This window comes from Thermotoga maritima MSB8, from assembly GCF_000008545.1.
Classification (GTDB): Bacteria; Thermotogota; Thermotogae; order Thermotogales; family Thermotogaceae; genus Thermotoga; species Thermotoga maritima.
Genome location: NC_000853.1, coordinates 911,370 through 923,866, shown reverse-complemented (window position 1 = coordinate 923,866; position 12,497 = coordinate 911,370). Strand labels below are relative to the sequence as shown.

The window sequence follows — 12,497 nt, the reverse complement described above, 5'->3', positions numbered from 1 at the left end:
GAAATAATGGAGTACTACACGGAGCTCGTAAATGCAAAGGACGTGATAAGACCAGGTCAAAATGTGATCGTAGAAGTTTCTGCGCCGGAGGATCTGGAAGGTCAGTACAAAAGCAGTGTGCACGACGTGGACTTTGAAAAGAGAGTTCTCACTCTTTCGATGCCGAGTTTTCGAGGAAGATTGGTCCCACTTCCTCGCGGAACCAGGTGTACTGTGATGATACTGGACAGCTCTGCGATCTACGTTTTCAGGACGAGTGTGCTTGAAAGTGGTAGAGACGAAGACGGCTTTCCGGTGACAAAAGTACCGTTTCCCGGAAGATTGAGGAAGATTCAGAGAAGAAGATTCAAGAGAATAAAGATATTCCTCGAAGGAACGTACAGGGTCGCTTCGAGAGATGAACCACCGAAAAGATTTGTGACAAGGGATTTCAGTGCCGGGGGTATGCTTATGGTAGTTGAAGATATCCTGACACCAGAACAGATCATATACGTTACGCTTGATCTGGACGAAGATCTAAAGCTCAAGGATCACCCGGCGAGAGTCGTGAGAGAAGCAGGCGCTCTCGAAACGGGAGAGAGAATGTACGGTGTGGAATTTCTGAATGTTCCCCCTGCTTTGGAAAGGAAACTGGTGAGCTTTGTTTTCAAGAAAGAAATAGAAATGAGAAACAAGGAAAGGAGTGAAAGCGAATGAAGATCTCAGAAAGGCAAAAAGATCTTTTAAAAGAAATAGGAAACATAGGAGCCGGAAACGCTGCCACGGCGATTTCTTACATGATAAATAAAAAGGTCGAAATCTCCGTTCCAAACGTGGAAATCGTACCTATCAGTAAAGTCATATTCATAGCGAAGGATCCCGAAGAGATAGTCGTTGGTGTGAAAATGCCCGTAACGGGAGATATAGAAGGAAGTGTCCTTCTCATAATGGGAACTACTGTTGTGAAGAAAATACTCGAAATTCTGACAGGTCGGGCTCCCGACAATCTGTTGAATCTCGATGAGTTTTCCGCTTCGGCGCTTCGGGAGATAGGGAACATAATGTGCGGTACTTACGTTTCAGCTCTCGCGGATTTTCTTGGTTTCAAGATCGACACACTTCCCCCACAGCTTGTCATCGACATGATATCTGCCATATTCGCAGAAGCTTCCATAGAAGAGCTGGAAGATAACTCGGAAGATCAGATAGTGTTTGTAGAAACGCTTCTGAAGGTGGAAGAAGAAGAAGAGCCTTTGACATCCTACATGATGATGATACCAAAGCCGGGATACCTGGTAAAGATCTTCGAAAGGATGGGGATTCAGGAATGAAAAAAGTCATCGGAATAGGAGAATACGCGGTTATGAAGAATCCTGGAGTGATTGTGACTCTTGGATTGGGATCTTGCGTTGCTGTGTGTATGAGAGATCCTGTGGCAAAAGTCGGAGCCATGGCACACGTGATGCTTCCAGACAGCGGAGGAAAAACGGACAAACCCGGCAAATACGCAGACACGGCGGTAAAAACGCTGGTGGAAGAGTTGAAGAAAATGGGAGCAAAGGTGGAAAGACTGGAAGCGAAAATAGCGGGTGGAGCCAGTATGTTTGAATCTAAGGGGATGAACATAGGAGCGAGGAACGTAGAGGCTGTGAAAAAACATCTGAAGGATTTTGGAATCAAACTACTGGCAGAAGACACGGGGGGCAACAGAGCAAGGAGTGTTGAATACAATATTGAAACTGGAAAGCTTCTCGTGAGAAAAGTGGGTGGTGGTGAACAATTAGAAATAAAAGAAATTTAGTGTGGAACAAGGAAAGTGTGATAAGAAGCTTGCTTCCGTTCATAAAGAGAATAGCTGAAGATCTGGCACAGACTTTACCCCCAAACGTAGAGGTAGACGATCTGATCCAGGAAGGAATCGTCGCGGCCCTGTCTTCTCTGGAAAGATACGATCCATCGAAAGCGAGTTTCACGACGTTCATAATGAAAAGAGTGAAAGGTGCCATGTACGACTATTTGAGAAAAATAGACTGGATGCCAAGGAACCTGAGAAAAAACGTGAAGATGATCGAAAGAGTGATATACGAAAGCGAGGAGTTTCCATCCGATGAAGAGATAGCCAGAAAAACCGGTCTCGAATTGAAAGAAGTCGTTCGTGCAAGAAACGAAATGATGAGAAAGCAACTTCTCATGATAGATGCGATGGAAGACGAAATCGTTCTGAAAACAGAGGGGCCAGACGAAAACGCGTACCGTGAACTTCTGGTGGAAGAGATGAAGAAGGCAATAGAAAAACTTTCGGACAAAGAAAAACTGGTTCTGTCTCTCAGATTCGAAAAGGGTCTATCTTTGAAGGAGATAGCGAGAGTGCTCGGTGTATCCGAATCCCGTGTTTCTCAGATTATAAGTAAGTCCCTTCTGAAAATAAAGAAAGAAGTGATGGGCGATGATCAGGCCGGTTGACTTCCAGGGATTTGTTGTGAAAGGTGTGGAGTCCGTTCAAAACGTCTCTCAAACGTTGAACCAGCAAACACTGGTTCAGCAAGCCCTTTCTCAACATCTATTACATCAGATTCAGAGAGAGCAGAGTTCAGTTAAAGAGAGTAACACCGCTGAAAGAGCAGAAGTGAGAACTTCCACAGAAAGAAGGCAAAGAGGTTTTCCTCAGACTAGGACTCACTCTTCGCTGAAAAAGAAAAAAACGTCAATAAAAGAAGAAAACAAAGGATTATTCATGGACGTGAGAACATGACAATAGCATATCTCGATTCACGAAAAATAGAGGGAAAGTTCATAGGTGGGCTCCTTTCAGTCGATGAGAGAGGAATCCCTGTGGAGTTCAAGTACACAGATCCAGTGGTTCCAAACGAACTCCAGAAAATTCTTTACGGCAGCTCGATCGACACCTATCTGAAGGGAGAACTGATTGCCAAAACATTGCTGAAGAAAATGGAGAAAAAACCGGATTTCGTTTTTGTACGTGATCCGGAGTTGCTGGAAGTGGACGACAGGCTTCTTCTGATCGTAGAAAGAACTGAAAAAGTAGAAACCCCGACCCGTGTATCTGAGGAGGAAGTTCTTCTGCCGTTCAAAGGATCCTCAGTGAAAATTGTGGGAAAAATATCCGATGAGGACATGAAAAAACTCGCTGATCTTCTGGAGACCTTCGATGTTATGGAACCGTTTCAGAGACTGGAAAGGGCGCTGGAGTATCTATGTTCGGAAAAATAGCTGCTCTGATAAAGAAATGGATAGAGGGTTTTCTTCTCGAATTGAAAGGTCCTCCCGTTGAAAAGGCAGATCCTTCTTTTCAACTTCCAGCTGTAAGAGAACAGCCTTTCCAGAACAAGGTGAATGTTTTCTCTCTAAAAGAAGAAACAACGGTTCACGAGGGTACAACAAGCGAACAACAGCTCTCTGTAAAAGAATGTTCCCTTGAGAATGAAATACGATGCAGAACAGGAACTCCAGAAATTCTGATCTCCGGGCCTTACCTTTTTAACCCTGAACTCTCGGATACATCGTTCCACAGCGAAAATGTTCATTTCACGGTCGATGTGAAAACGATCCCGTCCAAGGAAATGGATGTTTTCTCAAATACCGACATTCCAATCTTGTGGAGAACAAGAATAAAAAGAGAGGTGCTCGTCGACAGAAAAAAAATAGAAGGAGCACTGAAAGTGCTCCTGGATAGTCTGAAAGATAGAAAGATTGACAGAATCAAATTTGTCGGTTACTACAAAAACGTTCCTGCTGGAAAAATCAGCTTGCTTTCTTCTGATCTTCTCGTTGAGATCGACGAAGGTCCTTCTAAGAATCTCGTCGTTTTTGAATTAGAAATCAACGGAGAAAAAAAACACGTTTTCATTTCTGTTCAATGAGCTTTGAAAGTTCTTCGACGTTTTCAAGCACCGTTTTGAAAAACTTGAAGGCTTCCGTATCCACTTCGGAGTTTCGGTCCATAAAGTAATACATCACCTTCTTTTTAAATTGCTCCCTCTCCTCGGCAGACATCTTGAGAATTTGAGTGACTATTACTTTGATTCTCGAATCTTCCTCCATTGCTCTAACTATTTCTCGTATTTCCGGCTTCATCACTCATTTTTGTTATTTTCCAGAAAGACTTTGAAAGAAATACCTGTTCTCACATCATCCCCTATTTTGATTTCAATGAAACCCGGTACAACGAAGAGGTCCTTGCCAGACTCTTCCAGAAATCTCCTTGCGACTGCCAGAGCCTTTACTGCCTGGTTCACTGCACCAGCACCGATAGCCTGAATCTCCACCTTTTCGCTCTTGGTAAGAGAACCCGCTATCGCACCGGCTACCTTGTTGGGGTTCGAGTTCGAACTGACCTTCAGGATTTCCATCTTACCATTCCTCCTTACTCACGGGTTTCTAACTTGCATTTTATCATAAAAGAATTGGAGATTTCAAACTTGCTCTAAACTGACTTCTCTCAGATATCTAGCGGCATCTTCCGGGGGTACTGTGTTTATGTAGAATCCCGTTCCCCATTCGAAGCCCGCTACTTTTGTCAATCTTGGGAATATCTCTATGTGCCAGTGGTAATAATCCTTGCCTTCGAGACTCGTGGGGGCGGTGTGGATCAAAAGGTTGTAGGGCGGATTATCTAAAGCGGCGTATATCCTGTAGAGAACGTTCTTTAGGATTTTTGCAAGGGACCCAACTTCATCCTCGGATATCAGGTGAAAGCTGTTCATGTGCCTCTTTGGAAGAATCCATGTTTCGAACGGAAATCTGGCGGCGAAGGGCTCCAGAGCAATGAAGTGATCGTTCTCCTCAACGATTCTCTCCCTTTCTCTTTTCTCCTCGTCTATGATATCGCAGAAAGGACATCTTTCCTTGTACTCGTAATATTCCTTAGAACCGTCGAGTTCTTCTTGAACCCTCTTTGGCATGATAGGGAGCGCGATTATCTGGCTGTGAGGATGGCTGAGAGAAGCTCCTGCGTCCCTTCCGTGGTTTTTGAAAATCAGTATGTATTTTATTCTCTCATCCTTCATGAGCTGTTCGTATCTGATCTTGTAAGCCCAGATGACTTCTTCCACGTTCTTGTAATCCATAACGGCAAGGTGAGAATTGTGATCGGGAGTTTCAACGACCACATCGTGGTAACCAAACCCCATAGCTGCATCGTACATACCTCTTCCGTATTTTCTCAAAGGTGCGTTGGGATCAACCGCTGGAAACTTGTTTGGAACAACACGCACCCACCAGCCCGGTGTGTTGGGTTCCGTGTCTGCAGGCCTGAAGGCGAAAATCTCCGGTGGTGTGGTGTGTTCATTACCGTAATCGAAGGGACAGAAACCTTCCCGCACTTCTTCTACTTTCGTTCTTGCAAAATCATGAGGCCTTTTCGCTCTCTCGGTGGCTATGATAACCCATCTTTTTATAATGGGATCTTTTCTGAATTCGGGCATACTTTCACCTTCCAACCTTTGCAAGGGCTTTTTTGTAAAGATCAACGTACTCTTTGGCGGACCTGTCCCAGGACAGATCCGTGTTCATGGCATTTGTCATGATTCTCCTCCAATGATCTTTTTCCCTGTAGTAAAAGTGCAAAGCCTTCGAAACAGCCTTCAAAAGATGAGCGGAATCGTACTTCTTGAATCCAAAACCCGTACCTTCCATCGATTGTGGATCGTATTCTTTCACAGTATCCGCCAGGCCTCCCGTGTATCTCACAACGGGGATTGTTCCGTATCTCATGCTGAACATCTGTCCCAAACCGCACGGTTCGTATCTGCTCGGCATGAGGAATATGTCCGCACCGGCGTATATCTTCTGCGCCAGCTCGACATCGAACTTTATGTTCGCTGATACTTTGTCTGGATACCTTTCCTGGAACTTTCTGAAAGCGTTCTCGTACTGTTCATCTCCTGTTCCTAGAACAACGATCTGAAGATCAAAGAGCGTCAGATAATCCATCACATCAACCAGAAGGTCCAGACCTTTTTGAGGGACGAGCCTGCTGATCAACCCGGCTACAGCCGTTTCCTTGTTAACGGGAAGTCCCAGTTCTTCCTGGAGCTTCACCTTGTTTTCCCACTTGAGTTCAAGACGATTCACGTCGTAGTTGACGTAAATGTATCTGTCCGTGGCTGGGTTATAAAGCTCGTAATCTATTCCGTTCAATATACCGTAGAGATCCTTCGAGCGCATTCTCAGTACACCATCGAGTTTCTCACCATACTCTTCCGTCTGAATTTCCTCGGCGTAAGTGGGGCTAACCGTGTTTATCACATCGCTGAACACTATTCCGCCCTTGAGGAAATTCAGCTGTCCGTAGAACTCAAGACCGTCGATAGTGTAAACATAATCGGGAAGGCCTGCAAAAGAGAGGTACTTTGGATCGAACACGCCCTGGTATCCAAGGTTGTGTATTGTCAAAACCGTGGCCGTTCTGGAAAAGTAAGGATCGTCCCTGTACACAGTTTTCAAATAGACGGGGATCAAAGCGGTTTGCCAGTCGTTCACATGGACGATATCGGGCTTCAAATCAAGATGTTTTACCAGATCCAGAGTGGCCGCACAGAAGAAAATCGCCTGTTCACCAAGATCTGGCCCCGCGTAGACATCTTCCGCAGAGAAATAGTAATCGTTGGCAACGAAATACGTTTTCACATCGCTACCGGGAAGAACGGATTCATATATATCGAACTTTTGATCGGTTTTGACATGAGAAACAGAGAGACTTTCGGCTACTTTCTTGATCTCATACCCAAATTTCTCCGCATTTTTTTCAACGATTCTGTGTTTCGGCATAACTATCGTGACATCCACCCCGTGTTTCTTCAAGTACTTTGGAAGAGTTCCAGCAACGTCCGCCAATCCTCCTACTTTCGCGAACGGAAAAACCTCGTAAGAAACGAATACCACTTTCATTTTTTCACCTCCGGTTTCAGCGGTGCGTCGTGTGGAAAAACTAAAAGATCGATCCTTCCAACTCTGTCAAGGAAGTTCTTAACCTGAACACTTCCGTACCCTTTGATTATATCATAGTAGCTAAGCCTGTTAGGTGTTATATCCCCCGTGATCAGCACTCTTCCCGCATTCTCCGTATCGAGAAGAAAAGAAAGGTGCTCTCTGGCGTGCCATGGAGTGTGAAACACCTTTACTTTTTCATCGAACAGCGACTCTTCTCCCTTCAGAAGCACCACATTCTTCCACGAAGAGATCACTTTTGAATAGATTCTTCCCACGATCGTACCAAAAGAAAGATAGTTCTTCGTTTTGTAAACTTCATGAACATAGAAAGTAGCATTCTCGAAGAGGACAGAGTTGAAGATATGATCGAGATGCACATGCGTGAAGAGAACGTCCGTTATATCATCCGGGGAGATTCCTAGCTCAGAGAACTTTTCTTCCAGTTCGTCCATAGAAGAGAGGTTACCGGGGTCGATGATGATTCTTCTGTCCTTGTGTTCCAGATAAACGACAGTGGAGAAGTGAGCGTTCAGCCTTCCTGGAACGAAAACGTTTCCTCCCGTTACGAGGATTTTCAACTCCACTCGGTATCACCCCGCAAGGTAGCTCAAAATCGCCACGAACAAACAGTAGTAAGAAAACTGCCATATCTTTCCAGATCTCACAGATCTTGAAAGCACGTAAAGAGCAAAAAGGCCGGAAAGAAAAGCAAAGATCGGTGCCAGAATGGTTACATTTCCCTTTCCTAAGCCAAGGATTCCTGCGCCCAGAACGACAGGTATGGACATCAGAAAGGAGTATTGAAGAGCATCTTCGCTTCTGTACTTCATGAACAAAAGAGAAGACACTGTGATTCCACTTCTCGAGATACCCGGAAAGAGAGCAAAAAGCTGGGCAATCCCAACAAGAAGGGCATCGAGGAAACTCATGTTTTCCATTCTCTTTTCACCAGACGAAGAATACCTGGTGAACATCAGGATCAAAGCGGTTGCAGAGAAAAACAGAGGGAGAAAGCGTGGTGAAGAAAACAGTTGATCGATTTGTTTTTCGAAGAGAACTCCAAAAACGCCGGCCGGAATGGTTGAAACAATCAGATTCAGGATGATTCTCCAGCTTCTCAGACTCCTTCTTATACCGTCAAGCGCGAAAAGAACAACGGATACCAGCGTCCCAAGATGCAGAACGGCCGTCTGGTAAGCGTTCAGATCCGTCTTTAACAGATGCGACAGAAGAGTCAGGTGTCCGGAACTGGAAATGGGAAGAAACTCCGTCAATCCCTGTACTATTCCGAGCAGCAGATCCACGTCAGAACCCCTCTTCCTTTTCGATGGATTCTATTTTTATCCCAAGACTTTCAAAAAGCTTGATGAGTGTTCCTTCATCTACCGCGTCCACTTTGATGAGAACCTCTCTCTTGCCATCTCCTGACCTTGTTGTGATAACGGATAAGATGTTTATGTTACTGAGCGCTAAGGCATCTACAACCTTCCTCAACTCTCCAGGTTTGTCCTCGAGAAGGACAGAAAAACGGATACCAGGAACGTCCATCGCCAGAGCCTCTATGAGCGCTTCAAGAAAATCATGAAGACTCACAGCACCCTTGAGGCGCATCTCTTCATCAACCACCGGAAGGTAAGGCTCCTGGTGCTCCAGAAACAGAAGAAGAGCGTGGGTGATGTTGTCTTCTTCGTGGACGAAAAAGTCCGGAAGAGAAACTTTATTGAATACAGAAGAATCAAGATCCAGATCCAGCAAATCCTCCTTGTTCACCACTCCTCTGAAGTGGCCTTCCCGATCTTTGACAATACATTCGTTCGTCTGGTACTGCCTCATCCTGTGCAGACATTCTCTCACTGTAGCTGATTCTTCAACCATCGGGAAGTCCTGGGTGACCCATTTTTTGACTTTCATCGTTCCACCTCCTCGAGTAGTTCATTCAGATAGTATTTGAGACGTTCCAGAACGAACTCTTTTGAAACACGTTCTTTTATCTCTCCTTTCACGAATATAACAGCTCCATCCCTGAGACCGGCCACTCCCAGATCGGCATCTTTTCCTTCTCCAATACCGTTCACAACACATCCCATAACAGCTATTTTCAATCTCTTTTGAACGTGAAAGAAATTCTCTTCGATCATCTTCGCCATATTTTCGACATCTATTTCTGCTCTGCCACAAGTGGGGCAGGCTATCACCTCCACACCTTCCCTGAGACCGAGGGCTATGAGGATTTTCTTTCCGACGATAACCTCCCTCACTGGATCTCCAGATATGGATACCCTTATGGTGTCACCTATGTTTTTCAGAAGGAGATGACCTATAGCAATGGAGGATTTAACAATGGCCGTTTCCGAAACTCCCGCCTCGGTCACCCCAAGATGGATGGGATATTCGACCTTTTCGGCGATGTACTCGTTCGCCTTTATCGTTTCGAGAACATCCGAGCTCTTCACCGAGACGATGATATCGTAGAACCCTTCCTTCTCGAGTAGTCTGACTTCCTCGAGAGCGGATTCTGCCAGATCTTTCCACCTTTCTGAGGTCCTCCTCTTTATGGATCCCACGTTCGCTCCAACACGAATGGGAATGCCTTTTCCTTTCGCAGCCGCGACGACATCCTTCAGCCGATCCCTACTCATATTACCTGGATTGATCCTTATTTTGTCTGCTCCATTCTCAATCGAAAGAATAGCAAGCCTGTAATCGAACTGAATATCCGCAACAAGGGGAATCTCTATCTGTTCCTTTATTCGTCTGATTGCTTTCGCATCTTCTTCATCTTGAACGGCCACCCGAACGATCTCACAACCAGCCCTTTCAAGGCTTTTTATTTGGGAGACGGTTTTTTCCACGTCGGCCGTCTTCGTCGTGGTCATAGACTGAACACTCACGGGGGCTTCTCCCCCGATCACCACCTTCCCGACTTTCACACTCTTTCTCATATTCCCATCATCCTTCCTATGTCGAGGAATGTGATGTAAAGGAAGAGTATCATGAGAAATATGAACCCAAGGAAATGAATGATGTTTTCGACCTGGGGATTGAGTTTCTTTCGAGTGATCATCTCCACAAGCGAGAAGATAATGCGACCACCATCGAGCGCCGGAAGTGGCAGAAGATTCAAAACACCCAGACTGATTGTTATCACAGCCACAACTGTGAGGACTGCCTCCAGACCCGTTTTGGATGCCGCACTGATCACGCCCGCCAGTCCCACCACTCCCACTATCTGTCCTGTCTGAACATTCCTGAAGAAGTTCTTCAGAGAAGAGGCAGTCGTCAGTAACACGTAGTTGCACGCCTTCACAGAAAGATTCACCGCTTCCAGAGGATTCTTCGGTTTATAACGGGGAACACCCATCTCCAAGAGATCGGGCGTTTCGAGGATGTTTTTCAAAAATGAGGCCTCCACGTTTTTCTCTATCGTGCTGTCACCCCTTTTTATCACTACTCTGACGCTGCCTGAAAGTCCTCTCCACCATTCGATATTTTCTCCCTGCAAACTCACTATCATGGTGTCTTTTCCCAGTGTCAGCCTCTGATAAAGCACCACCAAGTCCTGCCATCCTTCTATTTCCTGGTCTTCCACCCGGACTATACGATCTCCCTTTTTAAAGACGAAAAGCCCTTCTTTAAAATAAATGTCCTTTTTGAACACAGGAGCGAGCCCGGAGAAGGATATTCCGATCATATAGCGGGCCGGAATTTCGTTGAACTGCTTCAGAATTCCCTTTACCGTTCCTCCTTCGAACTCAAGAACCACGTATTCGTTCACAAATTCTTTGAGAACAGATGTGTCTCTGTTTCCGTTAACTGAGACGAGTTTTCCCGAAGGAGTTCCTTCTGCACTTTCAAGAACGAACTCGTACGTTTCGGGATACATTCTGGGAGTTAACCTGAGAGATTTCTTCTCACCATTCCTGATGATAACCAGTTCAACAGGCAGTCCCTTCTGGATCTCGTTCGAGATGATTGACGTGTCAAAAGCGATCTTGTCGTTTATGGAATAGATGATATCTCCTCGTCTCAGTCCAGCTTCTTCTGCGGGACTTCCCGGCACAACTTCATCTATCCCGGGAAGCGCGATTCCCCAGTTAAGAGTGATAGGGAGAAAGAGGAGATAACCCGCGAGTATTGAAAAGAGAGGACCCGCAAGGGTGATCAGAAATCTCTGCCAGGCGGGTTTCGCGTAGAAACTCTTTTCTTTCTCTTCCTCGTCTGCTATCTCTTCTCCTTCTTCGCCGAGCATTCTCACGTATCCACCTATGGGAAAGACGTTTAGTCTGAAGGTAGTTTCCCTTCCCTTCACAGAAAAAATCTTTGGTCCAAACCCAATCGCGAACTCCAGAACCTTCACTTTAAAGAGCCTCGCAAAAAGATAGTGGCCGAGTTCGTGGACCATTATGACACCCGTCAATATCAATATGAAGTAGACGATAACCATTCTGTCACCCTCTCCGCTTTTTTTATCGCTTCGAAATGAATTCGCTCCACATCATCCAGCGTTCGTGGCTGTGGATATCCTTGAAACTCTTCGAGAGTTTTCTCTATCACTCTGTGGATACCACCGAACCTTATTCTCCCCTTCAAAAAGGCTTCGACTGCCACTTCATCTGCCGCGTTGAAAGCTGTTCTCAGAGCGTAAGAATCCTTTATCTCTTTCAGAAGAAAGAACGCAGGGTATTTTTCGGGATCGGGATCTTCAAAAGAAAGGCTAATGGTCCTCAGAAAAAACGGTTCAAGAGCGACGCGTCTCGGATAGAAAAGGGCATAACTTATCGGTATTCTCATATCCGGTGGTGACACCACCATTTTGACGTTTCCATCGGGCAGAACCACTGCTCCGTGAACCAATCCCTCTCTGTGTATCTTCACTTCTATCTTCTCGAAGGGCAGCTCGAAAAGTTCCATGGCTTCCAGAACTTCGAACGCCTTGTTCACCATTGTAGCAGAATCTACCGTTATACGGGCTCCCATATTCCACACGGGATGCTTGAGTACGTCTTCAGGCCTTGCTCTATCGATCTTGGAAATTTTCCAGTCTCTCAAAGCACCTCCAGAAGCTGTCAAAACCACCTTTTCCACTTCTGGCTCCATCACCTGAAAGATGGCGCTGTGTTCACTATCGACTGGAATAAGTTCCGTTCCTTTCTCTTTGAGTTTTTTCTTCACCAGAAATCCGCCGCACACGAGAGATTCTTTGTTCGCAAGACACACCCTTTTCGAGTGTTCTAGAGACGCAAGCACCGCCCTCAATCCACTGAATCCCGAAACTGCTACCATTGTGATGTCAGGCTTCAGCGCTTCCAGCATCTCTTCTATGGAATGAGAACCTTTCCAGACATTGATCGAACTGTCTTCGAACTCCACATCACCCGTGATCGCCACGTTCTTCACGTTGAATTCTTTCACGATCTTGAAGGCCAGCTCCAGATTGCTGTGAAACGAGATACCTATCAATCGAATTCCTTTCACTTTTTTCAAAACATCGAGTGTCTGAGTCCCTATGGATCCAGTGGCACCCAGTATCACGAGGGTTCTTTCTTCCATCTGAAGTAGATCAAACC

The 12,497-nt window shown here is 45.6% G+C and carries 17 protein-coding genes; 7 read left to right on the top strand and 10 right to left on the bottom strand.

Translation table 11 applies throughout. The annotated features are described in order from the left end of the window. Window positions 1-6: 6 nt before the first annotated feature. The 7 genes from TM_RS04630 to TM_RS04600 are packed head-to-tail and all read left to right on the top strand — an operon-like array spanning window position 7 to window position 3,860. On the top strand, window positions 7-696 hold the full coding sequence (locus TM_RS04630) for a flagellar brake protein (RefSeq protein ID WP_004080664.1): 690 nt from the start codon (window positions 7-9) through the stop codon (window positions 694-696). After that, window positions 693-1,310: a CheY-P phosphatase CheC gene (gene cheC / locus TM_RS04625; RefSeq protein WP_004080665.1), complete on the top strand. Its 618-nt coding sequence runs from the start codon at window positions 693-695 to the stop codon at window positions 1,308-1,310. The genes TM_RS04630 and cheC overlap by 4 nt, the downstream gene beginning before the upstream one ends. Further along, complete coding sequence (gene cheD / locus TM_RS04620) at window positions 1,307-1,780, top strand: chemoreceptor glutamine deamidase/glutamate methylesterase CheD (protein ID WP_004080666.1); 474 nt, start codon at window positions 1,307-1,309, stop codon at window positions 1,778-1,780. Before cheC ends, cheD begins: the two co-directional genes overlap by 4 nt. Then, window positions 1,780-2,442 (top strand): FliA/WhiG family RNA polymerase sigma factor, encoded by a 663-nt coding sequence (locus tag TM_RS04615; protein ID WP_004080667.1) that lies wholly within the window; start codon window positions 1,780-1,782, stop codon window positions 2,440-2,442. The genes cheD and TM_RS04615 overlap by 1 nt, the downstream gene beginning before the upstream one ends. Beyond that, the gene (locus TM_RS04610) at window positions 2,426-2,731 is read left to right on the top strand and encodes a hypothetical protein (protein ID WP_008193125.1); all 306 of its coding nucleotides are present in this window, start codon (window positions 2,426-2,428) and stop codon (window positions 2,729-2,731) included. The genes TM_RS04615 and TM_RS04610 overlap by 17 nt, the downstream gene beginning before the upstream one ends. Further along, window positions 2,728-3,210, top strand: a complete 483-nt coding sequence (locus TM_RS04605; protein WP_004080669.1) for a hypothetical protein — start codon at window positions 2,728-2,730, stop codon at window positions 3,208-3,210. Before TM_RS04610 ends, TM_RS04605 begins: the two co-directional genes overlap by 4 nt. Continuing rightward, complete coding sequence (locus TM_RS04600; protein ID WP_004080671.1) at window positions 3,195-3,860, top strand: hypothetical protein; 666 nt, start codon at window positions 3,195-3,197, stop codon at window positions 3,858-3,860. Before TM_RS04605 ends, TM_RS04600 begins: the two co-directional genes overlap by 16 nt. On the opposite strand, the gene TM_RS04595 is transcribed toward TM_RS04600, so the two are convergent. The 10 genes from TM_RS04595 to dxr form a co-directional block, all read right to left on the bottom strand. Beyond that, the gene (locus tag TM_RS04595; protein ID WP_004080673.1) at window positions 3,844-4,074 is read right to left on the bottom strand and encodes a hypothetical protein; all 231 of its coding nucleotides are present in this window, start codon (window positions 4,072-4,074) and stop codon (window positions 3,844-3,846) included. The genes TM_RS04600 and TM_RS04595 overlap by 17 nt on opposite strands. Then, complete coding sequence (locus TM_RS04590; RefSeq protein WP_004080683.1) at window positions 4,074-4,349, bottom strand: stage V sporulation protein S; 276 nt, start codon at window positions 4,347-4,349, stop codon at window positions 4,074-4,076. Before TM_RS04590 ends, TM_RS04595 begins: the two co-directional genes overlap by 1 nt. 63 nt (window positions 4,350-4,412) lie before the next feature. After that, complete coding sequence (gene galT / locus TM_RS04585; RefSeq protein WP_004080684.1) at window positions 4,413-5,423, bottom strand: galactose-1-phosphate uridylyltransferase; 1,011 nt, start codon at window positions 5,421-5,423, stop codon at window positions 4,413-4,415. Between the two features lie 4 nt (window positions 5,424-5,427). Continuing rightward, window positions 5,428-6,888, bottom strand: coding sequence for a glycogen synthase (locus tag TM_RS04580; protein ID WP_004080686.1), 1,461 nt, complete (start codon window positions 6,886-6,888; stop codon window positions 5,428-5,430). Next, window positions 6,885-7,514 (bottom strand): MBL fold metallo-hydrolase, encoded by a 630-nt coding sequence (locus tag TM_RS04575; protein WP_008193116.1) that lies wholly within the window; start codon window positions 7,512-7,514, stop codon window positions 6,885-6,887. The genes TM_RS04580 and TM_RS04575 overlap by 4 nt, the downstream gene beginning before the upstream one ends. 6 nt (window positions 7,515-7,520) lie before the next feature. Further along, window positions 7,521-8,234 carry an undecaprenyl-diphosphate phosphatase gene (locus TM_RS04570; RefSeq protein WP_004080690.1) on the bottom strand — a complete coding sequence of 238 codons (714 nt, stop codon included), beginning with the start codon at window positions 8,232-8,234 and terminating at the stop codon, window positions 7,521-7,523. A 1-nt stretch (window position 8,235) separates the two neighbouring features. Next, entirely contained in the window at window positions 8,236-8,841 is a 606-nt protein-coding gene (locus TM_RS04565; RefSeq protein ID WP_004080692.1) for a CBS domain-containing protein, read from the bottom strand. Then, a complete protein-coding gene (ispG, locus tag TM_RS04560; RefSeq protein ID WP_004080695.1) occupies window positions 8,838-9,872 on the bottom strand; it encodes a flavodoxin-dependent (E)-4-hydroxy-3-methylbut-2-enyl-diphosphate synthase in 1,035 nt (344 codons plus the stop codon). The genes TM_RS04565 and ispG overlap by 4 nt, the downstream gene beginning before the upstream one ends. Beyond that, window positions 9,869-11,374 (bottom strand): M50 family metallopeptidase, encoded by a 1,506-nt coding sequence (locus TM_RS04555; protein WP_004080697.1) that lies wholly within the window; start codon window positions 11,372-11,374, stop codon window positions 9,869-9,871. The genes ispG and TM_RS04555 overlap by 4 nt, the downstream gene beginning before the upstream one ends. Then, complete coding sequence (dxr, locus tag TM_RS04550; protein ID WP_004080699.1) at window positions 11,350-12,480, bottom strand: 1-deoxy-D-xylulose-5-phosphate reductoisomerase; 1,131 nt, start codon at window positions 12,478-12,480, stop codon at window positions 11,350-11,352. Before dxr ends, TM_RS04555 begins: the two co-directional genes overlap by 25 nt. Between the last annotated feature and the right edge of the window lie 17 nt (window positions 12,481-12,497).